General features: G+C 59.9%; 27 protein-coding genes, 1 tRNA gene and 2 pseudogenes. 12 read left to right on the forward strand and 18 right to left on the reverse strand.

Annotation, left to right across the window (positions count from 1 at the left end; all coding sequences use genetic code 11):
• Positions 1 to 17: 17 nt before the first annotated feature.
• From rng to Thiowin_RS15560, 6 genes are all read right to left on the reverse strand, one after another.
• Positions 18 to 1,472, reverse strand: coding sequence for a ribonuclease G (gene rng / locus Thiowin_RS15535; protein WP_328983900.1), 1,455 nt, complete (start codon positions 1,470 to 1,472; stop codon positions 18 to 20).
• Complete coding sequence (locus Thiowin_RS15540) at positions 1,469 to 2,098, reverse strand: Maf family protein (RefSeq protein ID WP_328983901.1); 630 nt, start codon at positions 2,096 to 2,098, stop codon at positions 1,469 to 1,471. The genes rng and Thiowin_RS15540 overlap by 4 nt, the downstream gene beginning before the upstream one ends.
• A 15-nt stretch (positions 2,099 to 2,113) precedes the next feature.
• On the reverse strand, positions 2,114 to 2,584 hold the full coding sequence (gene rlmH, locus Thiowin_RS15545; RefSeq protein ID WP_328983902.1) for a 23S rRNA (pseudouridine(1915)-N(3))-methyltransferase RlmH: 471 nt from the start codon (positions 2,582 to 2,584) through the stop codon (positions 2,114 to 2,116).
• A gap of 24 nt (positions 2,585 to 2,608) precedes the next feature.
• Positions 2,609 to 3,289: a c-type cytochrome gene (locus tag Thiowin_RS15550; RefSeq protein ID WP_328983903.1), complete on the reverse strand. Its 681-nt coding sequence runs from the start codon at positions 3,287 to 3,289 to the stop codon at positions 2,609 to 2,611.
• 94 nt (positions 3,290 to 3,383) lie between these two features.
• Positions 3,384 to 4,751: a metallopeptidase TldD-related protein gene (locus tag Thiowin_RS15555; protein WP_328983904.1), complete on the reverse strand. Its 1,368-nt coding sequence runs from the start codon at positions 4,749 to 4,751 to the stop codon at positions 3,384 to 3,386.
• Complete coding sequence (locus Thiowin_RS15560) at positions 4,748 to 6,265, reverse strand: TldD/PmbA family protein (protein ID WP_328983905.1); 1,518 nt, start codon at positions 6,263 to 6,265, stop codon at positions 4,748 to 4,750. Before Thiowin_RS15560 ends, Thiowin_RS15555 begins: the two co-directional genes overlap by 4 nt.
• A gap of 79 nt (positions 6,266 to 6,344) precedes the next feature.
• Here Thiowin_RS15560 and Thiowin_RS15565 point away from each other — a divergent pair, with 79 nt between their 5' ends.
• A complete protein-coding gene (locus Thiowin_RS15565) occupies positions 6,345 to 6,650 on the forward strand; it encodes a DUF4342 domain-containing protein (RefSeq protein ID WP_328983906.1) in 306 nt (101 codons plus the stop codon).
• Positions 6,651 to 6,796: 146 nt separating this feature from the next.
• Entirely contained in the window at positions 6,797 to 7,027 is a 231-nt protein-coding gene (locus tag Thiowin_RS15570) for a hypothetical protein (protein WP_328983907.1), read from the forward strand.
• Between the two features lie 395 nt (positions 7,028 to 7,422).
• Here the strand turns inward: Thiowin_RS15570 and Thiowin_RS15575 are convergent, their stop codons facing one another.
• Positions 7,423 to 7,527, reverse strand: a complete 105-nt coding sequence (locus Thiowin_RS15575; RefSeq protein ID WP_408034225.1) for a zinc ribbon-containing protein — start codon at positions 7,525 to 7,527, stop codon at positions 7,423 to 7,425.
• Between the two features lie 394 nt (positions 7,528 to 7,921).
• Here Thiowin_RS15575 and Thiowin_RS15580 point away from each other — a divergent pair, with 394 nt between their 5' ends.
• The gene (locus Thiowin_RS15580) at positions 7,922 to 8,074 is read left to right on the forward strand and encodes a hypothetical protein (protein WP_328983908.1); all 153 of its coding nucleotides are present in this window, start codon (positions 7,922 to 7,924) and stop codon (positions 8,072 to 8,074) included.
• A 618-nt stretch (positions 8,075 to 8,692) separates the two neighbouring features.
• Positions 8,693 to 8,768, forward strand: a tRNA-Phe gene (locus Thiowin_RS15585).
• A gap of 49 nt (positions 8,769 to 8,817) precedes the next feature.
• On the opposite strand, the gene Thiowin_RS15590 is transcribed toward Thiowin_RS15585, so the two are convergent.
• From Thiowin_RS15590 to Thiowin_RS15620, 7 genes are all read right to left on the reverse strand, one after another.
• Positions 8,818 to 9,126, reverse strand: coding sequence for a tyrosine-type recombinase/integrase (locus tag Thiowin_RS15590; RefSeq protein ID WP_328983909.1), 309 nt, complete (start codon positions 9,124 to 9,126; stop codon positions 8,818 to 8,820).
• 58 nt (positions 9,127 to 9,184) lie between these two features.
• The gene (locus tag Thiowin_RS15595; protein WP_328983910.1) at positions 9,185 to 9,586 is read right to left on the reverse strand and encodes a tyrosine-type recombinase/integrase; all 402 of its coding nucleotides are present in this window, start codon (positions 9,584 to 9,586) and stop codon (positions 9,185 to 9,187) included.
• Positions 9,543 to 9,884, reverse strand: a complete 342-nt coding sequence (locus tag Thiowin_RS15600; RefSeq protein ID WP_328983911.1) for a phospholipase D-like domain-containing protein — start codon at positions 9,882 to 9,884, stop codon at positions 9,543 to 9,545. Before Thiowin_RS15600 ends, Thiowin_RS15595 begins: the two co-directional genes overlap by 44 nt.
• On the reverse strand, positions 9,881 to 10,108 hold the full coding sequence (locus Thiowin_RS15605) for a PIN domain-containing protein (protein WP_328983912.1): 228 nt from the start codon (positions 10,106 to 10,108) through the stop codon (positions 9,881 to 9,883). Before Thiowin_RS15605 ends, Thiowin_RS15600 begins: the two co-directional genes overlap by 4 nt.
• A gap of 184 nt (positions 10,109 to 10,292) precedes the next feature.
• The gene (locus tag Thiowin_RS15610; protein WP_328983913.1) at positions 10,293 to 10,529 is read right to left on the reverse strand and encodes a hypothetical protein; all 237 of its coding nucleotides are present in this window, start codon (positions 10,527 to 10,529) and stop codon (positions 10,293 to 10,295) included.
• Positions 10,530 to 10,611: 82 nt separating this feature from the next.
• Entirely contained in the window at positions 10,612 to 10,791 is a 180-nt protein-coding gene (locus tag Thiowin_RS15615; protein WP_328983914.1) for a type II toxin-antitoxin system PemK/MazF family toxin, read from the reverse strand.
• A 52-nt stretch (positions 10,792 to 10,843) separates the two neighbouring features.
• The gene (locus Thiowin_RS15620; RefSeq protein ID WP_328983915.1) at positions 10,844 to 11,023 is read right to left on the reverse strand and encodes a CopG family ribbon-helix-helix protein; all 180 of its coding nucleotides are present in this window, start codon (positions 11,021 to 11,023) and stop codon (positions 10,844 to 10,846) included.
• 278 nt (positions 11,024 to 11,301) lie between these two features.
• Here Thiowin_RS15620 and Thiowin_RS15625 point away from each other — a divergent pair, with 278 nt between their 5' ends.
• Positions 11,302 to 11,820 carry an REP-associated tyrosine transposase gene (locus Thiowin_RS15625; RefSeq protein ID WP_328983916.1) on the forward strand — a complete coding sequence of 173 codons (519 nt, stop codon included), beginning with the start codon at positions 11,302 to 11,304 and terminating at the stop codon, positions 11,818 to 11,820.
• 215 nt (positions 11,821 to 12,035) lie between these two features.
• Here the strand turns inward: Thiowin_RS15625 and Thiowin_RS15630 are convergent, their stop codons facing one another.
• The 4 genes from Thiowin_RS15630 to Thiowin_RS15645 form a co-directional block, all read right to left on the reverse strand.
• The gene (locus Thiowin_RS15630) at positions 12,036 to 12,872 is read right to left on the reverse strand and encodes a helix-turn-helix domain-containing protein (protein ID WP_328983917.1); all 837 of its coding nucleotides are present in this window, start codon (positions 12,870 to 12,872) and stop codon (positions 12,036 to 12,038) included.
• 171 nt (positions 12,873 to 13,043) lie between these two features.
• Positions 13,044 to 13,199, reverse strand: coding sequence for a hypothetical protein (locus Thiowin_RS15635; protein ID WP_328983918.1), 156 nt, complete (start codon positions 13,197 to 13,199; stop codon positions 13,044 to 13,046).
• Positions 13,189 to 13,497, reverse strand: coding sequence for a DEAD/DEAH box helicase family protein (locus tag Thiowin_RS15640; RefSeq protein WP_328983919.1), 309 nt, complete (start codon positions 13,495 to 13,497; stop codon positions 13,189 to 13,191). Before Thiowin_RS15640 ends, Thiowin_RS15635 begins: the two co-directional genes overlap by 11 nt.
• A gap of 5 nt (positions 13,498 to 13,502) precedes the next feature.
• The gene (locus Thiowin_RS15645; RefSeq protein ID WP_328983920.1) at positions 13,503 to 14,246 is read right to left on the reverse strand and encodes a hypothetical protein; all 744 of its coding nucleotides are present in this window, start codon (positions 14,244 to 14,246) and stop codon (positions 13,503 to 13,505) included.
• A 319-nt stretch (positions 14,247 to 14,565) separates the two neighbouring features.
• Between Thiowin_RS15645 and Thiowin_RS15650 the strand changes: the two genes are divergently transcribed.
• The 7 genes and pseudogenes from Thiowin_RS15650 (at position 14,566) to Thiowin_RS15680 (ending at position 20,783) form a co-directional block, all read left to right on the forward strand.
• On the forward strand, positions 14,566 to 14,832 hold the full coding sequence (locus tag Thiowin_RS15650; RefSeq protein ID WP_328983921.1) for a hypothetical protein: 267 nt from the start codon (positions 14,566 to 14,568) through the stop codon (positions 14,830 to 14,832).
• Positions 14,833 to 14,894: 62 nt separating this feature from the next.
• Positions 14,895 to 16,066 (forward strand): annotated as a pseudogene (locus tag Thiowin_RS15655) (IS3 family transposase); the annotation flags it as partial.
• A 351-nt stretch (positions 16,067 to 16,417) separates the two neighbouring features.
• Positions 16,418 to 18,610, forward strand: a complete 2,193-nt coding sequence (locus Thiowin_RS15660) for a helix-turn-helix domain-containing protein (RefSeq protein WP_328983922.1) — start codon at positions 16,418 to 16,420, stop codon at positions 18,608 to 18,610.
• An 83-nt stretch (positions 18,611 to 18,693) separates the two neighbouring features.
• Positions 18,694 to 19,017 (forward strand): annotated as a pseudogene (locus tag Thiowin_RS15665) (transposase); the annotation flags it as partial.
• Positions 19,018 to 19,155: 138 nt separating this feature from the next.
• Complete coding sequence (locus tag Thiowin_RS15670; RefSeq protein ID WP_328983923.1) at positions 19,156 to 19,572, forward strand: hypothetical protein; 417 nt, start codon at positions 19,156 to 19,158, stop codon at positions 19,570 to 19,572.
• A 197-nt stretch (positions 19,573 to 19,769) separates the two neighbouring features.
• Positions 19,770 to 20,057, forward strand: a complete 288-nt coding sequence (locus Thiowin_RS15675) for a sll1863 family stress response protein (RefSeq protein WP_328983924.1) — start codon at positions 19,770 to 19,772, stop codon at positions 20,055 to 20,057.
• A gap of 225 nt (positions 20,058 to 20,282) precedes the next feature.
• On the forward strand, positions 20,283 to 20,783 hold the full coding sequence (locus Thiowin_RS15680) for a hypothetical protein (protein ID WP_328983925.1): 501 nt from the start codon (positions 20,283 to 20,285) through the stop codon (positions 20,781 to 20,783).
• Positions 20,784 to 20,848: the final 65 nt, after the last annotated feature.

Consider the following 20,848-nt stretch of genomic DNA (forward strand, 5'->3'; position numbering starts at 1 on the left):
AGACCGCCGATGCGCGGCTAGATCAAGACAACATCATATTGTTCTTGAGTATAAAGCGCCTCGGCTTGCAGGCGAATTGGGCGACCGATGAATTCCTCAAGCTCGGCCAGATGCGCGGACTCCTCATCCAACAAACGGTCGATCACTTCCTGCGACGCCAGCACCATCAGGGTTTCCACCTCGAACTGGCGCGACTCGCGCATGATCTCGCGAAAAATTTCGTAGCAGCTGCTTTCCGCGGTTTTCATCGAGCCACGTCCGCCGCAGCAGGAACAGGGCTCGCACAGCACATGCTCCAAGGACTCGCGCGTGCGTTTGCGCGTCATCTCCACCAGGCCGAGTGAGGAGACTTCGGAAATGTGGGTCTTGGCGTGGTCCTTGGCGAGACATTTCTCCAGTGCGCGCAGCACCTGGCGTTTATGCTCCTCGTCGGTCATGTCGATGAAGTCGATGATAATGATGCCGCCGAGATTGCGCAGCCGCAGTTGCCGGCAAATCGCCTGGGCGGCCTCGAGGTTGGTCTTGAAGATGGTTTCCTCGAGATTACGGTGACCAACAAAGGCGCCGGTGTTGACATCGATGGTGGTCATGGCCTCGGTCTGATCGATGACCAGATGCCCACCGGATTTGAGCTGCACCTTGCGATGCAGGGCTTTTTGAATTTCGTCCTCGACACCGTAGAGATCGAACAGCGGTCGCTCGCCGTCGTAGTATTCGATGCGCTCGACCACCTCCGGGATGTATTTGGCGCCGAAGGTGCGGGCGCGCTCGAGCGTCGCGCGCGAATCGATCCGCACACGCTCCACCTCTGGCGTGACCAGATCGCGCAGCGCGCGCAATGGCAGAGGCAGATCATCATGCACCGGCCCCACTTCGACATCCGCCTCGCAGCGCTCTTTGATGTTGCGCCAGAGCTTGACCAGAAAACTCATGTCCCGACAAAGTGCCGAATCGCTGACCGTCTCGGCCGCGGTGCGCGCGATAAAGCCTCCGCTGACGGCGTTCTCATCCACATAGCGCTGAATAATCTCGCGCAAGCGCTTGCGTTCGTCTTCCCCTTCGATCTTCTGCGACACACCTGTGTTGGTCAAACTAGGCATGAACACCAAATAGCGCGACGCAATGGAGACGCTGGTGGTCAAGCGCGCGCCCTTGGTGCCAAGCGGGTCCTTGACGACCTGGACCACAATCATCTCGCCTTCATGCACCAACTCATTGATGTGCTCGCTGCGCGGCTCACCCTCCGCGGTGACGATGTCCGATGCGTGCAAAAAGGCGGCGCGCTCCAGGCCGATGTCGACAAAGGCTGCCTGCATGCCGGGCAGCACCCGACACACCCGCCCACGATAGATACTGCCTACCAGACCGCAGCGGTTGGAGCGCTCGATCATAATCTCCTGCACGACGCCGTTTTCCACCACGGCAACCCGGGTCTCGGGCGGCGTGACGTTGATCAGGATCTCCTCGCTCATGGGGATGCCTCTTGCGAATCCGGACCCCAGGGGGGCAGCCCTTCCGTGGTTAGAAGTCGACCGGTCTCGAACAATGGCAGTCCCACGACGTTGGAGTAGCTGCCTTCGATACGCTCGACAAAGAGGGCGCCGCGTCCCTGGATCGCATAGCCCCCCGCCTTGTCGCGCGGCTCCCCGGTGGCCCAGTAGACGCGCGCCTCCCAGGGCTCGATGGCGCGAAATTTCACCCGGGTAATGGCGGCGATGCTCTGGCGCTGGCGGCCAAAGAGTGCAACCGCGGTGATGACCTGATGCCAACGCCCGGACAGACGCTGCAACATGCGCGCCGCATCGGTGACATCCGCTGGTTTACCGAGAATCTCATCATCGGCGGTGACCAAAGTATCCGCCGCCAGAACCAAGCGCGTTTGTTTCAGCATCGCCGGGGACGCATCTTCCTGTTCAAGGCGCTCAGACACGGCCTGCGCCTTGGCCATCGCGAGCCGCCGCGCAGTGTCGATGGGAGACTCGCCCATCACGGGCGTTTCATCCACATCGGCGCTCAAACACTGAGCCGTCAATCCGAGTTGCGCGATCAATTCCCGCCGCCGTGGCGACGCGGATGCCAGAACCAGCAAGGGTTGCATGGGTGACGGCTCCTCTCAGCCCCGGTGGTAAGGATGTCCCTGGAGCAGTGTCCAGGCGCGGTAAAGTTGCTCGGCCAAGATCACCCGCACCAGCGGATGGGGAAAGGTCAGTGGCGACAGGGACCAGCGCGCATCGGCCCGCGCCAGGCAGGCGGACGAAAGACCGTCAGCGCCCCCGACCAGCAATGCCACATCCTGGCCGGATGCCATCCAATGCTTGAGCTCCAAGGCCAGGGCCTCGGTTGACCAGCTGGGGCCGCCAACATCTAGAGCCACGACCCAAGCGCCTTTGGGCACGGCTTGCAAGATGCGCTCCCCCTCCAAGGAGATGGCGCGCATGCGGTCACCGCCCTTGGTGCGTGCTACCGGCTCGATCTCCACCAAGCGCAGATCGCACTCTTTTGGCAGGCGTTTGGCATATTCGCCAAATCCTTGGACCACCCAAGCCGGCATGCGGCGCCCGACACTCAGCAGACTAATGCGCACGAACCGCTGGTCTCTCCAGATACCTCAGCGGCCGAGTTCAACCAGGTGATTGATCACGGCATCGGCCGTGGCCGCGTCCGGTGCGCCACAGTCCGCGCTGGACACATGCTTGCGCTTGCCGGTGGCGAAATCGCGTATCTGCTTGGCCAGATAAGCCGGATACTGCGCGACCAAGGGTGGCGTCTGCCCATTGCCAGTCCCCTGCCCTTCCTCGCCATGGCAATTCGCGCACTGGTCCTGATAGGTCTGCTTGCCGGCGGCCACATAGTCTTCGCGCGAAGCGAAGGCCGCCAGGGCATCAGGATCGGGCTGATGGGGCCAAAGTCCCAGATCCGGCACCGACATGGAAGCGATGTACGCCGACACCAGGTCGATGATCTCCTCGTTGAAATTGACGTGCTTGAAAATGGGAATCATGGGTTTGTTGTCACGATCCTGTGCCTTGAAGGCATGAATCTGCGCGTCGAGATAGGGTTGCGGCAGACCAGCAATGCGCGGATAGAGCCCGGCCTGACCACCAGCACCATAGTTGCCGTGGCAGTCCAGGCAGTAGGCATAGACTGCCTCGGGTTTTACCTCGGCAGCGAGGGCGCCGCGTACTCCGACCCCCGTCACCAAGGCAAAGATGCCGGTCATACACAGAATAAAAAAACTTGCCTTGAACACCGATGATCGCGGCAGACGCTGACTCACTTGATTGGCCATCAAAACTCCTCACTAAGAATCCGCTGTATTAGCTTTGGGGATGGCCGAGAGCAGGCGTCTTGAGCCCAGTTTGGTTGGACTACCCCGTGCAAGCTCAAAGCGCGAAATCCATCCCGGCCATTAACAGTCCCGGCAGTTTGGTACTTGCGAGCGACCGCCCGCCGTAGGTCTGTGCCGAGAGCAGCAGCTGCGTCTCGGCGCCTAGGGCCTCCAGACGCTCGCCCAGCAGACCGTACAGACTGTCATCAAAGCGCATGGGCGCGACCGGCGCGACAATCACGCCATCTTCCACCCAATAGGTGCCGAAGCGGGTCATGCCGGTCACTCGGCAGTAATTGGGGTCGGACCAGTTGCAGTACCAGAGATTGCCAATCAGCAGCCCGCTGCCGAGTGCCTTGAGCACCTGATCGGCCGCCAGATCGCCGGGCGCCATGGCCAGGGATTCCGGGTAGCCGCTAGCGGCATTGACCGCCAGCCCGTATTCCTTGCCCGCACGCGCATCCACCAGCGGCGACCCCATCGCACCGTGCTCGATCAAGGTCAGCGCATCGGGCCGCATGAAGCCATCGCTGGTAAAGGCTGGCAAGAGTCCGGTGCTGTCCGCTCCATGGACTTCCCGCAGGCACAGGCGCGTATCGAACCGCTCCTCGCCATCTAGCAAGCGCAAGAGGGGTGTCTGGCGCGTGCGCTGGCTCTTGAGGTCGAAGCCATCCCAGGCGAGCATGTCAGTCAGCTCTGCCACGGCCATGGGCGCGAGCCAGGCACGATAACGCCCCGGTGGCAGGTGTTTGGCCGGGCGCGCCAAGATGTCGAGCTCCTCGCGCATGGACGTCAGGCGCTCACGCACTGGCGAAACATCCCAGTGCAGCCCAGCATGAGAGCCCTTGACCGCGCTGTCGCCGCTGCCATGGCAGCTCCAATCGAAATGAAAACTGCGGCTGACATGCCAGTGGCGGTGGCCAACCGAGCTGATTAGACCATGGCTGATCTCGCCGCTCGCCCAAATACCTACAAGATCCAACCCCTCGGCTGCCTGCATGATGGCTTCCAGCGCCATGCCGGCATCGGCCAGGGGATTTGAAGGCCAACGGTCGCTGCGCGAAGGATCCTCGCTGAACTGGAGATAGGGGTCGGACGGAAGATGGCGCAAACGCTGGCGAAGCTGCCGCAGCAGCGAGCGCGCTTGCTCAAAGTCGTGCGCTAGATCGCCACTGAGGTCGCAGCCTGCCTCGGCCTGACGGTCGCTTTCGATGAGCCGCAGGTGGAGACTCGCGTGCCGCACCTCGCCAGCTTGACGTATGCGATTGTGGTTCAGGCGAACAAAATCGGACTGCTCGGCCGCGAGTTCGCAGAACAGGATCTCATCCGCGCGCGCCTCGGCTTGAAGCCGCTCGGCGATGGCATAAAAGCAGTCGCGCGCGTCGATCTCAAGTTGCTGATCTTCTGTCCGCGCGATCTTCATGCGCCACCTCCAAAGACCTCGACCTGACGGAAGCGGCAAGGCGGTGACGCATGCCCCACATAAATGCCCTGATTGGGTTCGCCCTTGCCGCAGTTACACACGCCCCTAACCTCCACCGAATCACTGTCGCCGACGCCGTCGAGACTGCGCCAAAAGGCCGCCGACCGGCCACGATAGCCTGGGTTACGCACCAGCCCGCGCAGATCGCCATCGATGATCAGTCGCCCAAGCTCGCAGCCGAACTGAAACTTGTTGCGACTGTCGTCGATGGACCAGGAGCGGTTGGTCTCCATCAGCACGCCACGTTCCACCCCGGCTATGAGTTCCGCCAAGGTCGCGGCGCCTGGCTCCAGATTGATGTTGCCCATGCGGTCGATCGGCGGCCGATCCCAGCTACTGGCGCGGGCGTTGGCGGTGCCTATCAGCCCGGAGCGCGCCTGCGACAAGGCGCCACCCAGAGGGCGCTCCAGAATGCCGTTGCGAATCAGATACTCGCGCTGTGCCAACGTGCCCTCGTCGTCGGCGATAGCGCTCGCCAGTTCGCCCGGCACGCGCGGGTCGAAGGTGACATTGAGCAGTTCCGAGCCGTAGCGATAATGACCGAACATCTCGGGGGTAACAAAACTGGTGCCAGCATAGTTGCGCTCATCACCCAAAATTCGATCAAGTTCCAGCGGATGGCCGATGCTTTCGTGAATCTGCAAAGTCATCTGGCTTGGCAGCAGCACCAGGTCGAGGGTTTCAACCGGGCACTCGGGCGCCGCGAGCAGCGCCAATGCCTCCTCGGCCACCCGCGGTGCTAGCGCGACAAATCCGGGCGCGGCGAGCAACTCCATACCACCCTGGCGCGGCCTGTCGGCCCCGCCACCATGGCGGCGTTGGGTCTGCTGCCCGGCATTGGCCACCGCCAGCAGTCCGGAATGCAGATACTCCAGATGTTGAAAAATATCCGCCCCGGCACTGCTGACCAGCAGTTGATCGACCCCATTCCAGCCGAGCCAGGCCGACCAGTCGAGAATGCGCGCGTCAATGGCCAAGGCCCGGTTGGCCTGGTGCAGCAAGTCCAGCTTGTCGGTCAGAGGTACCTCGCCCCAGGGTTGCTCCACGGGGGTGGCATAGTCGGCCTGCAAGCCGCAGCGCGGGTAAAGGCTAGCATCAAACAGCCCATGCGCGGCATGGCGCAGCGCCCAGCAACGCGCGCGTTGACCGGCCGCGCGCAACCCGGATCGACTGAGGTCGTTGGTGGCCGCGTAGCCCAGGCCCGCGCCCGTCACCACTGTCACCATCGCGCCCAGGGTATGTCCAAGGCTCGTGGGCTCAAGGATACCTTGGCGCACCTCGAGCCGATCCCAATGCTCGGCAACCAGCCGTAATGACCAAAACTCGCAGGCCGGAGCCACGGTGGCAAAGTTGGCGGCAACCGCCGCCAGACGGTCTTTGGAATGAACAGCGCGATCAGGGCCGAGAGATTTCGAACCAAAAGACCTGGAAAGGGGTATCGGGGATGCGGACATCTTAGTTGCTCTTTGTTAAACTTCGCGGTTCGCTGCTGTGCTGAATCTTCAAGTCGCCAGATCGCCGCAGGTCACCTGTATGCAACACAATCATCACCATCCTAACATCACCGAACGCGTGACCGTCGCCGGTCGTGACCTGATCGGCTTTTTGAAAAACGCCATTTCCGAGGGGAATGTGCGGCGTTTGGTGGTGCGCAAAGCCGACGGCACGCCGCTGTTGGACATTCCGCTGACCGCTGGCGTCGCTGTCGGTGGTTTTTTGACCCTGCTCGCGCCCTTTCTCGCGGCACTTGGCGCCATCGCCGCCTTGTTCAGCAAAGTTCAGGTGGACGTACTACGCCAGGTCGAGCCGCGCGAGGAACGCCGCATCTCCGATGACTGACACCGCCTGACTGTCCTGGCACAATCGCACAGGATCTCCGCGCATGGCGCGCGTGACCCATAGGCGCCCAACCAACGAATCAGCTGTTTCAGAGCATCTAGGCTATCAACCCCACACGCAATCCATAAATAGAAAACCGCATTCACATGAAAGAAATCAAACGTACCAAGGAACACCGTATCTACCAGAAGCGCTCCGGGCGCTACGCGGTGACGAACGCGCGCAAACGGCCAGTTAATGGCGAGGAGAAAGCCGCGATCCTGCTTGCCGAGGGCCTAGTCGCCGCACCCAAGCAAAAAGCCCCTGAACCCGTCGCTGAAGAAACGACGGAAGCGCCCCCCGAGAGTTCTTCGGAGACGTCCGCGGAAAGCGCGTAACCCTCGGCCAAAGCAAGCAACCCGCCCCCTAAACGCGCTCGCTGGACGTTGAATTTGCTCGCTGGAAAGCTGGTGGAACTCGAGGTGGTTGAGTCCATTTTCGCACCCACAGTAATGCGCGCACTAATAAAAACGATCAACAATCGCATCGGCGCAATCAGCTGAAATCAGGTTGCGCGTCGGTTCTTGATCAAGCATGCTTTATTTAGCCCGTAGGGACACGGATTCAAGATCGATTCTGGCATCAACTCGAGATTTGTCTAGCCGCTTTTCGAAAACATTTTGACGCCAGCGGGTGTCCTGTCCCTGGTATTCCAGAGCTGGATGGAGCCATCGGGGCACCTGGCTGGCAGGTCAAAGCCGACCAAGTCAAATGCGGCCAGTCAAGCGGATATTCAAGATAGCTCGCGGCGAAATCCCCCACCTTGACATTCCGCGCAGTTGGCAATCCGCGTCGCACGCTGAAAATGCGCGCGGGCGCCGCAGTGGCAGCATACCAGGGTGCCAGGGCCGGTGACCTCGCCACTGTGGTAGCGCCGTTCGCCGCGGGCTTATGCTGATCGGGCTGGCCAGATAAGTGATCAGATAAGTGATCAGATAAGTGATCAGATAAGTGATCAGGTGAGTGATCAGAAGGGATGCTCAGACATCTGAGGTCTCCTTCAGGGCGCTCGCTCGCGCGGCTGGTGTGGGTTTTGCGTTATCCTTTGCGATCACTTCAATCTTAGGCGAGTTTTGCTCGCGATGTTCCAGCATCGGCCAGTTGATGCACAGCGATTATGATCCCCAGGCCATCGAGGCCCAGGCGTTTTGGGGTGCCAACCAGTCTTTCCGCGCGATCAAGGATCCGGCGCGTCAAGATCGCCGACGGGGATAGATGTGAGCGCTCGTATCATGACCACACGACTCCTCGTCGCCGCGCTGGTTGGCTGGGAATCCCAACAAACCCTGGTGACTCTGCTTTACGCACTGCCGCGGGTGGGGCTGGCGGACGTGAAGCTGGGGCTGCTTGAGGGCTTCAATACCCTGTTGGTGGGATCCTGGTGATGGCCTTCAGCAGTCTGAACCTTATCGGCATTAGTCATATCGCGCCGCCGCGGCTGATGCATGCCGACTGATTGTTCCTGCCCGGCACTCGCTCCCGTGCGCCTGGCCAGCGACCGCAAGCAGGAGGGCCGTTCCAATGACGCCCTCGCGCAGTATCACCCCTGGGCTACAGCAAGCCATTCGGCTACTGGGCACGCTACTTCATCGAATACGCCGAGCATTGGATGGGCTGGGTGCTCTTCTACGGTGCGGCCAAGGCTCTGAGTGCGTGCGATCACAGGAATTGCGGGAAATCGGGCTTCTAGTGAGCAGGATATTTGAGGGGCTTTTGGTCAAACCGCCCTTCTCTCTCCCCCAAGGGGGCGGCGTGGTTCACAAGGTTTGTAGCGCTTTGCAAAGCGGTCGAACCTTTGTCTGACTCCCTCAACATCCGTGCAAACGAATCCCTCAAAAACCATGATTACGCATACAATTCCATGGTCCAGCGACTTGGGCTGAAAAGTCGTGCGTCTGGGATGACTTGAAATTGCTGAACTTGACTGGAAACGCAAAAAGTAATTTAATAGCTGGCTTAGGTCGCGGCACATTTCCCCAGTGCCCACCAATCATCTCTCCCCCGCCCAGGTAGCTCAGTTGGTAGAGCAGCGGACTGAAAATCCGCGTGTCGGTGGTTCGATTCCGCCCCTGGGCACCAAATTTTGCTTCCAAATTTAACCAACAGTTCAATTGATTAGACCGCAACCTCAGGCGGTTTTCTTTTGTCTGCTTGTAGGGTGTGCCGGAAAATGTGCGGCATTCTTCATTGAGGCAACTGCTGACGTCTCGGTCTCGATCCGGCGTGCATACTCGGCAAGATGGGCGGCTGACAAATGCGCATACCGGCGCACCATCTCAGGGGTTTCCCAGCCGCCGAGTTCCTGCAAGATATGCAGCGGGACGCCTGCTTGCACCATCCATGAAACCCGAGTGTAGCGAAGATCATGCCACCGGAAGTCAGCGATGCCGGCTCGGACAAGTGCCTTGCGCCATGCGGAGTTGTTGGCTCGAATCACTGGACGCCCCTCAAACACAAATACCCTACTCTGGTGCTTGCCCCTCTGTCGGCGCCAACTATCGGCATGGAATAAGTACAGCGTCACTGTTCAGCGGAACAGCGATGGCTCGTTTTGCCTTGGTCTGGTCCGCGTGAATCCATGCCTGACGATTCACGAGATCGACTTGCGACCATTCCAATGCGACGACGTTATGCTCTCGTAATCCTGTTGCCAGCGTGAACCGCATCATTTCCTCAAGGTGATCGGGCAACTCTTCCAGCAAGCGATTCGCTTCGGCCCGACTCAGCCATCGGACCCGGCGCTTGGGTTCGGGTAACAGCGCAATCGCTGGGGCTTTTTCCAGCCATCCCCATCGCCGTTCGGCCCGGCGAAGGATCGCCCTGACCAGGGCTAATCCCCGGTTGATGGTTCCGTTACTGGCGCCTTCGGCTTTTCGCGCAATGGGACAGAAACGCATGCAGGCGCTGATAGCGCGGGCGATTGAGCAGGGATTCCGCCTCGATGGAGCGCTCGTTCCAGCGCCCGAGCATACGCATTTCGCGCAGTTGGGCCACCTTCAAGTCCTCGGGCGCCAGATCGACATTGCAGACGATGCGCACCTCCGGGATCGGCTCCAGCCACTCATGCGCAATCTCGAACAGCGAGCTGGTGAAGTAACCGGCGATGCGCAGATACCGGCGCGCACCCTGGAGCTGCTCGGCTAGGAAGCTCTGGTCGAGGCGATGGGTGCGGGAGGAGAAGCGCTGGATGGTCAAGAGGGTGTCGCGTCAGAAAAGGGATTGAGCACTGACACCCCGCTGCGCTCGACATCCTTCTCATTGCGGGTCACTAGGGTCAACCCATGGATCTGTGCCGTCGCGGCCAGCAGGCCATCAATCACCGGCAGCGCATCCGGTACATTGTTACGTGCCCAGCGCTCCGCCACGGCCATGCTGATGGGAAGAATCCGGTCGGCGAAGTCCGTCTTGATCGAGACCAACCGTACATGAGTCGCTCAGCCTGTGCCGGATCACGGCACCGCAGGCGTTCAATACCCTGGCGCACTTCGCCAATGACCAGGACCGAAAGATAGAGATCGCGCGCTTCGACACAGTCGTACCAGGCACGCACGCCGGGATCAGTGCGCTCGCCATTTTGCACTTCGGACAGAATATTGGTGTCGATCAGGAATCCCATTGCGGAGCACTCCGACCGAAATCTCTAGGACGATGTAAATCTTCATCACTGAGGCCCTCGGTTAATCTGGCCAAGCGGCGCTTCAGGTCGTCACCATCGCTGGCTGCATGGGCGGGCGGATCATCCATGAGCAACAGCACCCGCAAATGGGTGCCGTCCTGGATGATCTCCGCTACGCGGATGCGGTGCTGCTCGACCGTTGCTTCTAACTCGATGGCTTGCATTCGTGCTTCCAGAAATAACCTGTTTTTATCGCGCGATACCGCACATTTGGCTTGAGATTCAACATAGCGCGCAATTTCCCGCTCATTTTGCGATTCCCAAGAACACTGCAAGGCAACGATCAGCCTCCACCATCGCATTGGCATCAATGCGTCCAAAGACAGCGCCGATCTTGTCGCGCCTCACCGTCACAGCTTTGTCCAACATCACCTGCAATGGCTTTTGCAAGCCATTTTCCGCGCTGGGATCAATGGTGATGCGCAACAGCGGCGCATCAACAAGCTCGCTGCTGGTCCGTTTCAGTGCAATGCGCCAATCACGGCGAAAAGGTCAATGGGGGGGCGGGCAGGGGCGCGTTGCTGTTCAGGCGTTCAGCCCAGGCTTGGACAGCTTGGTGTTCGATCACCCGGCCTGCGTCAACATCAGCCAAGGCCTCGCGCGTCAATCGGTCGCGCTCCACCTCCAAGGCGATCCAGGACGAAAGGGCTTGCTTCATGACTCATCCACGGGAGCGCTCCAAATGCTCGGCTACTTGGTCTGACTTCTCGGCCAGCGGGACGGGGACATGCGCGGTTAGCACGCGGGTTTCAGCCTTTGCCATGGGCGGCTTCCTTGGGTTAGAAAATGATGATTGATCGTTAATCATATTTTATCACTCGCGATTCTGGTCTTCGACGAAGGCTGACGGATCGGCGGTGCTGGAAGCAAAAGTGCGTTTGTAGGGTGGATAAGCGAAGCGCATCCACACTCACCGAACAATAAAGGAGAGATCACATGAGTAATTATCGTCGCGCTTACATCCCTGGCGGCTGTTATTTTTTTACTGTCGTTACCCTGAATCGAGCACCCTTGTTTTGCAGTGAGGAACGGGTCGATCTCATTCGCCAGGCGTTGCGCAAAACGATGGCGCAGCGACCCTTCAAGATCGACGCCATGGTCATCCTGCCCGAGCATCTGCATTGCATCTGGCGTTTGCCACCTGGCGATAGCGATTATTCATCGCGTTGGCGAGAAATCAAAAAATCGCTTTCCCGCAATATTTCAACCCAGACCAATAGCCGCAACGAAAGCTTGGTTTGGCAACGACGTTTTTGGGAACATGCTATTCGCGACGAGGAGGATTGGAGTCGGCATGTCGATTACATTCATTACAATCCTGTCAAGCATGGTTTAACAGCACGACCTGTCGATTGGCCTTGGTCGTCTTTTCGGCGGGCGGTTACTCGGGGTTGGTACGATGCATCCTGGGGAAACTGCGAGCCAGATGGCATTGGGGAGATTGATTGTGAATGATTTTCTCGGCGGTCGGCTTGAGTGTAGTTGGTGGATGCGCTTCGCTTATCCACCCCACGCTTATCCACCCTACGCTGAAATGACCGACCATTGGAGAGTTTGTAGGGTGGATAAGCGAAGCGCATCCACCTTGACCAAACCAGCGGATGATCGGTCGTTTCACCATTCGTCCAACAGGTAGTGATAAATTCTTTGACTTCTTTTTAAGCGAGCAATTAGCCAATCAGGAACTTGTCTTGATCACCAAAATCCGTGACCGCCAGTTCGCCGCTGCCAATGAAGTGGGTCAGATGTCCTTCAATGGTGGTGGTTTTTAGTGAGCGCTCGGCGGCAATCTCGCGCAGCATGGCGCGAAAGCGGTCGTGCAACTCGCGCCGGATTTTGGTGCTGACGGTCACCACCTCGTCGCTGATCCGACGCTCAAGCTGGTTCGCGGCCTCAATGGTCTCGAGAGACGGAGCGCCGCCCGCGCCGCCAAGGTCCATGACCCTGTGGTTGGTGCGCAGCAGACCGAACAGCCGCCGTAGTCGGGTGCCCAGGTGATCGAAATTCCAGCATTCGCGCAGCAGTCGTTGCTGGCAGTCGACACGCGCGGCTTCCAGTTGGTCCTGGGTGGGTGCTTGCCGGGCGGCTGAGTCGACATAGTGGGAAACGCGCTGGTCGGTCTTGACCGCATGGCGCGGGATGGGCGCGCTCAGCACCAGGCCCTCGAGCGTCTTGCAGCGGCTCAGGCCCACATAGACCTGCCCATGGGAGAAAGCGGCGGCGGCGTCGATGATGGCGCGCTCGAAGGTCAGACCCTGGCTTTTGTGAATGGTAATCGCCCAGGCCAGTCGCGGCGAATATTGGGTGAACTTGCCGATCATCTCCTCGGCGATGGCCTTGGTCTCCGGGTCGATGCTGTAGCGGATGTTCTCCCAGGTGGCGGGCTCGACCTCAATGTCAGCCTCGTCTCCAGGGCAGCGCACCCGGATGCGCGCGCGCCCAAGGTGGGTGACGGTGCCGATCTTGCCATTGAAATAACGCTTGTCCTCGCCGCTGTCGTTGCGCACGAACATCACCTGCGCGCCCTGCTTGAGGGTCAGGGTGGCGGCGGTCGGATAGCTGTGCGCCGGGTAGTCATCCTCGATCTCGGCCTCGAACTGGCGTGGCTTGCCGGCCAGCGCCCGCAGCCGAGTGTCGTTGATGTGATCCGCAGCGCGGTTATGGGTGATCAGGGTGATTTAGCCATCCGACTCAGAGGGTGTGAAGCCGGGCTGGTAACGGGCATTGAGCCGCGCGAGTGACCTTTCATCCAGCCGGTTGTCGCGCACGGCATTAAGCAAGTTGATAGAGTCAGTATCCGACTGGCGATAGATCCGCGTCAGCTCAATGGGCACCAGATCCAAGGCCGCCAGCGCGCGGCGCAGTCATGAAGTCGACCGCGTCGAGCAGATCGGCGCGCACCATGCTGATCGCGTCGGTAATCAACAAATCCAGGCTGGCGATGATGTCGCGCTTCTGGCGACTGAAGCGCCGCTCCCCCGACTGGCGATGCGCCTCGCTACCGGGCACGAAGGGACCAAAGGGCAGCTGAAAGAAGGAATGCAGGGTCACGCCCCCGGCATTAATGGCCGCCACCCCGGTCGGTGCCGTCACCACCATGCGCTTGGGCAACTCGGGCTTCAGGCTGTGCAAAAAGGTTATTTTGCACGTGCCCGCCTTGCCGGTGCTTTGAGCCAGCGCGCCGCGCCCTCTCCCGCTTCGCCAAGGAAGGACGCAAGTACGGCCTCTCGCTCGGTCTGGTTAGCCAACGCCCGGCGGAATTGGCGCCGAGTATTCTGTCGCAGTGCAACACCATCTTTGCCATGCGTTTGTCCAACGAGCGCGATCAGGACATCATCGAGGCCACGCTTTCCGAAGTGTCCGCAGCGCTGATCGACTCGCTGCCCTCGCTTGAACGACATGCGGCCTAACTGATGGATCTTGGGTTGCCCAAGGCGAGCCCGGCTTCCTAATGCCACATCGTTCACTGCATCATGTGACAAAGGCTGGCCAGACTGCTCCGTCCCTGGTGACATTGACCCACCTGACTCACCGCCAAACCAAAGCTGACCTTCGCCATGGCCAAAACCAACGACCTGCTCGATCCGAAGAATGATTACGTTTTCTTCCGCCTCTTCTCCGAAGAACCAGAACTGCTGATCGATCTGATCAACGCCGTGCGCGCAGACCAGCCACCGATCACCGAGATCACCCTGCTCGATGCACGCCTCACATGTGCGGCCTTCCTCGAACCCCTGATCATGCGCATCGCCAAGCAGCGTTGCCTCATCGCGCATTGCCTTCTCGCGTGCTTCAGCCCAGTAGCGGGCTTCTTCATCCGCGCTCATCACACGCAGCTTCGCGCGTGCCTGCTGGATGGGGGGATGGGCCAGGTTGTTCATGACAGCGTCCTCGTTCCAGTGCTCAAGGCATCCCTCAAGAGCCAGAAGCGCGCCCTTGGCCGTGCGAACGCCGGATCGAGGGACAGCAATCAGGTTGTTTACGCACCCAGGTTATTTGCACTTAGGTGTGTTAGCGAACAGAAGCCGGGGTGCCGCCGCCCTTAGAGTCTCTTTACGCGCTGGTCCGGGCCTGAACGGAAACCAACCTTGGTGATGGCGTTTCTGCCCGGTTCCCGCCGTACCGCACTCCCGCTTTTCACTTTATAGGCCAATCGCAATGACTCACTTTCTGCCTATACGCCTGCTTTCCGGCGCCGCCATGCTGGCGGTCGCCAGTAGCGCGAACGCGCTTTTAATCGATGACTTCAGCGACGATCAGGAGGTCACCGCACTCAGCAGTACGGAGTTCAGCGATCTAGCGGCAACTTCTGGTTCCGGCTTTATCGGCACCAACCGCAGGATCACCGTCTCAAACACGGCTGGGGAAACAACGGCCAAAGTCAATCTGTTGCAACCGGGCTTTCTGGATTTGCAAAACAGCACCACCGCCAGCGGCATTATTGAGTATAGTGGACCCCAATTTTAGGACACTAAATTAAGTTAGTTTTGCCTCATCTGAAGAGACTTGTAAAGACTTGGAGAGAGCAGATGAGTGAGAGACAACGCAAGACCTTCAGTGCCGCTTTCAAGGCCAAAGTAGGCTTGGAAGCGGTACGCGGAGTGAAGACGACTAACGAGATTGCGCAGGATCACGGGGTTCATCCGGTCCAAGTAGGCCAGTGGAAGAAAGCCATCGTGGCGGACGCCGGCAAGCTGTTCGAAGGCCGGCGCGGGCGCAAGAAAGTGGACGACAGTGGCGACGAAGAGCGACTCTACAGCGAGATCGGGCGGTTGAAAATGGAGCTGGACTGGCTGAAAAAAAAGTCCGGGGTGAGCCTGTGAGCGTGCGTCGCGGGTGGATCGACATGGGCGGCCTTGATGATGGCGGGTTAGCGGTCAGTCGCCAATGTGCGCTGCTTGGCGTACATCGCTCTGGAGTGTATGCACACCGCCATGATCGTATTGCCGAGCCGAGCGAACTGGATCAAAAGTTGTTGCGGCTGATTGATGCGGAATACACCAAGAGACCATTTTATGGGAGTCGACGCATGGTTGTGATGCTGCGCGCACAAGGCTATGCGGTCAGTCGCAAACGCGTTCAGCGTCTCATGGGCGTTTTAGGTTTAGCCGGCATGTTGCCTGGGCCTCATACAAGCAAGCCGCATCCTGAGCACAAAATCTACCCCTACTTGTTGCGTGGGCTGGCCATTGTACGGCCCAACCACGTCTGGAGCAGTGACATCACCTATGTGCGACTCGCGCATGGATTTGCCTACCTGGTGGCCATCATCGACTGGTACTCACGACGAGTCCTTTCTTGGAGATTGTCGAACACAATGGACACGGGCTTTTGCATCGATTGCTTGGAGGATGCGCTGCGCCACCATGGCCGCCCGGAGATCTTCAACACCGACCAGGGCGCGCAGTTTACCAGCCTCGCCTTCACCCAGGTGTTGCGTGACGCCGAGGTGGCCATCAGCATGGATGGGCGCGGCAGAGCCCTGGACAACGTCTTCGTCGAGCGTCTGTGGCGCAGCGTCAAATGGGAGGACATTTACCCCAAGGGCTATGAGACGCTCACAGAGCTGTTCATGGGCCTCTCGGCGTATTTCCCCTTCTACAACGGTGAACGCCCTCACCAGGGGCTTGGCTACCGAACGCCGGACGATGTGCATGTGAGCGGCAAAGGAGGTGGTGTCGTGGTTGCTGATCACTTTGGCGATCACCCGCCAGCGGAGTCGTCGGCTCCGCTACGCTCCGCCGACGACTCCGCTGGCGAAGAACTGGGGCAGCGCCAATCCGCTGCGACTGAACTGGGCGCGCTAACTTAAATTCGGGGGAAAACTGTCCTTGACCAGACCTCCCAGGTCCAGATTTTTCCTCCCACGTAAGCGCTTGAATCTCCGTCTTACCCGACGTTTTTTGGACATTTCCGTCCGACGTCGAGAAGTCGTTTTTTGGACAAACACTGACACAGTTATTCATTTTATATAAAAATAATTCTGGAAAAATAAAAGAAAGCTTGGCATGATCGGGTGAAGTGGTTTTATCCTCATCAAGGAGCTTCCCTGGTGACCCAAATCGAGTTGCTTGCCGAGCCGGCGGGTGCGTTGGATCGCGCGGTGCGTTTCGAGCTTGGTGGTGGCTATGCGCTGCATCTGCCACGCGGTCCACGCGCGCTCGGCACGCTCTACCATCGCGGCACCCCGATCAAGCAAGTGAACCTGCGCGACAACGCCGAGCGTCGGCTCTTGGCTGTGGAGTTGATGCAAAAAGGCGTCAATCAGAGCCGCTTGGCCGAGGCCCTGCAGCTCAGCCGCCAGACCCTGCATAACTATCGCGAGAGCTACCGGGAATTCGGCGTGCAGGGACTGTTGCACGGCTACAGTCCCGCCACCAGCAAGGATGAGGAGCTGCATCGCCATCTTAACGTCAACAAGCGCCGCCCTGGCTCCAAGGCCCGCGAGCTCGAAGCGCTGCGCCGCGCCAAGCGTGAGCAGGCTGAAGGTGAGGGGCAGGCCGAGCTGGACTGGGACGCTGAGGCGCGCTTTGAACTCGACGAGCCGGCGATCGAAGAAACCCTGAGCGCGGCCCTGGCCTTGTCGGAGGCGACGCCCCCGGCCGGTGAGCCGAGCGCGGAGGTGGCAAGCGAGCAGCCCTATGCGCAAGCGCACGACTGGGAAGACAGCCGCTATGCCGGCATCTTCCCCATCCTCATGGTCCTGATCAGCCAATGGCACTGGTTGAGCGGGGTAATGCGCCTGTTCGGCAACGGCTGGAAGCTGTTCATGGTCTTCGCCCTCATGGGTGTCTGTAACATCCGCTCCATCGAACAACTCAAGCACGTGCGCCGTGACGAGGCCGGGCGGATGCTGGGGATTGGCACCCTGCCGTGCCTGGAGACTATTTGGGGCTGGTTCCATGAGGTCGCCAAGCATGGCCGCGCCGCCGTGCTGGTGGCGGCGTTTTCCGACGACCAGCTCCAGCGCGGCTTGGTCGGCACGGATGTGTGGTTCACCGATGGCCATCTGCTGCCCTATACCGGCATGCACAAGGTTCATGCCAGTTACCATACCCAGCGGCGCATGCCCACGCCCGGGCAGACCAATCTGGTCACCTGCGATGCGCGGGGGCGGGTGGTGTGCTTTGAGATTCAGGAAGGCAAAGGCGATCTGCGCGGGCGCATTCTCGCCTTGGGCGAGTATGCGCGTGAGCAGGGATTGGGCGTGATGCCTTTGCAGGTGTTTGACCGCGAAGGCGACGGGCTGGAGTTCTTCTCCACCCTGGTCGCCACCGACACGCCCTTTGTGACCTGGGAGAAGAACGTCGATGCGGCGCGCTTGCGCGGGTTGGAGGAGGAACGCTTTACCGAGACGCTCACGTTGAACGGGACTGAGTACCGGCTGCTCGAGGAGGAGAAGGTCTGCACCGATCCCCTGAAGCCCGCGCCCTGCGCAGCGGAGTCTGAGCCAACGTTCAAACTGCGCCGGGTCGTCATCTGGAATCTGCGCACCGGGCATCGCACCAGTGTGGTGTGCTGGGATGGCGCCCTGGGGCTAACGCCGGTGGCGATCGCCACGGCCATGCTCAGTCGCTGGGGCGCCTCGGAGAATACCTTCAAGCACCTCCAGGAGCGTCACCCCTATCATTACCATCCGGGATTTGGGGTGAGTGAGAGCGAGAAACAGGACATTGCCAATCCGGCGATCAAGGCGATTGACGCGCAGCGCCAGGCCCTCAAAACCCAGCTCAACCGTCTCTACAAGCAACAAACCAAGTGCAAGCCTGGAATCAAGAAAGACGGGACCCTGCGCGCGAACAGCAAACACCAGCGCATCGCCGCGGAGATCGCCGCCGCCGAGGCGGAGCTGGCGCGGCTGAAGGACGAACGCGATCAGTTACCCGAGCGCGTCGATGTCAGCACCTTGAGCGATTACCGCTCCTTTCAGGCGATCGACAATGACGGCAAGAACCTGTTCGATGTCGTCACCAGTTCGGTCTGGAATGCCCGCTGCCAGCTCATCGATTGGCTCGAGCCGGTCTATGCCAAAGACAGTGATCGGGTCGATCTGCTCTATGCGATTCTCAACTGCCACGGCTGGATTCGCAGCGATGCCCGCTCGGTGGTGGTCCGTCTGGAGCCGCTGCAGCAACCGGCGCGCCGCGCTGCTCAGGAGCAGCTGTGCCGCAAGCTCACCGGTCTGGGCGCGCGGATCCCCGGCGGGAAGTGGCTGCGCATCGAGGTCGGCGACGCGCCGCTTTGATGCGGCGTCGCTTTGGGCTTTGGGCGCTGTCCAAAAATCAGGGGCCTTTTGGGGCGATATTGGGAGGTCTGTTGACATGGGGTCCACCTCACTTCAACACCGACCAGGGCGCGCAGTTTACCAGCCTCGCCTTCACCCAGGTGTTGCGTGACGCCGAGGTGGCCATCAGCATGGATGGGCGCGGCAGAGCCCTGGACAACGTCTTCGTCGAGCGTCTGTGGCGCAGCGTCAAATGGGAGGACATTTACCCCAAGGGCTATGAGACGCTCTCAGAGCTGTTCATGGGCCTCTCGGCGTATTTCCCCTTCTACAACGGTGAACGCCCTCACCAGGGGCTTGGCTACCGAACGCCGGACGATGTGCATGTGAGCGGCAAAGGAGGTGGTGTCGTGGTTGCTGATCACTTTGGCGATCACCCGCCAGCGGAGTCGTCGGCTCCGCTACGCTCCGCCGACGACTCCGCTGGCGAAGAACTGGGGCAGCGCCAATCCGCTGCGACTGAACTGGGCGCGCTAACTTAAATTCGGGGGAAAACTGTCCTTGACATGGGGTCCACCTCAGAGCTCTCCTACACTGGCATCGGCAACCTCGACTTTACCGAGGCGGGAGCCAGCAAAGGGTTCTACCTCCGCCTGCCATCGCCGATCCAGGAGCCGATGACGATTGCCTTCGACGTCCAAGGCTCAGAGTTCGAGCGCACCTTCTTGGATGGCTCGGTCGGCGATGATTTTTTCTTTCCATTCATGTCCTTTACTGATCAGGGCGTATTCTCTGACGTCATTTACCTGACCATGACCATGAGCAGCACCAATACCGGCTGGGATGCCTCCATCGATTTGCTGGAAACCCGCCCGACACCGACGGATGTACCCATCCCGGGAACACTGTCGTTGCTGACCCTGGGCCTCGTTGGACTGCGTCTGCGGCGCCGTAACCGCAATGAAGAAACCCCAGAAGCCTAAAGAAACCTTCAGCCGTTCTTGCCGGGCCGGATTGCCCGGCCCTGTTCAATCATGGACTTCAATCACGGACTTCGGCGCGGCTGAACGCCCCGGGCCCTGGCGGCGCAATAAAAAAACCTGGGCATGTCCGCATGGGCGGCGAATGACTGAAGCATCAGTCTGCCCCCAATCACCCATCACGATCAGGAGCGTATGAGATGACAAACAAAGATGAAATCATTAGCAACATGAAGACCCAGCTCGATGAATGGAACACCGAAATCGACGCCATGGAGGCACGGGCGGATGAGGTCTCGGCCGACCGGCGCGAGGATTTCGACAAGGAATTGCTGGCCCTGCGGGAGCTGCGTGACAACGGCAAAATCAAGCTTGAGGAATTAAAGTCCGCCGGTGAAGGCACCTGGGGCCGGGTGAAGCACGAAGCCGATCACCTGTGGGATGCCTTAAAGGCATCCGCGGTCGCCTTCCAGAGGCAGTACAAGTAGAGCACCCGTGGTTGGTGTGGTCCGACGCCGGCGGCCATGGTTGGCCTCTTGATCGGCGGGTATTGTGCCTGGCAACTGACCGGCGGCAATTGCCAGCGCCACGAAGCATGAGGATCGCATGGGTCCATTGAGGTGCCAACAGATGTGCCTTTGGACCCTTGCGAAGACACGCACCCCCGACATCCTGATAGACATCCTGATAGACATCCTGACTGGAGTTTGACAATGAAACACAGAAGCCTTCGCTCGACCTCGACCACTGCACTCGGCCTCATCGGAACTGTCTTGACCCTAGGCGCCTTCGCCCAAGCGCCACAGGGCGCCTATGGTCCTGGCGGGGACATGGAACCTGGCTATGGTCCGGCCTATGGTCAGGGCATGGACCCGGGCATGAGACCGGGTTACGGATATGGCCAGGGTATGGACCCGGGCATGAGACCGGGTTACGGGTATGGCCAGGGTATGGACCCGGGCATGAGACCGGGTTACGGATATGGCCAGGGCATGGACCCGGGCATGAGACCGGGTTACGGTTATGGCCAGGGCATGGACCCGGGCATGAGACCGGGTTACGGCTATGGCCAGGGCATGAGACCGGGCCAGGGTTATGGTCAGGGTCAGGGTCAGGGCCAGGGCATGGATCCGAGCATGAACCCTGGTTTCAATCCTGAGTCCGATCAAAGCGCGGGTTCCGAGCGGGACCCCAATCTCAATCAGACCGAATAACCTGGCGCGGGACCATCGAACAAAACCAGGATGGGTAGAAGCTACCCATCCTTTTTGGCGTTAAA

It is taken from the genome of Thiorhodovibrio winogradskyi, assembly GCF_036208045.1.
In the GTDB taxonomy this organism is placed as follows: domain Bacteria; phylum Pseudomonadota; class Gammaproteobacteria; order Chromatiales; family Chromatiaceae; genus Thiorhodovibrio; species Thiorhodovibrio winogradskyi.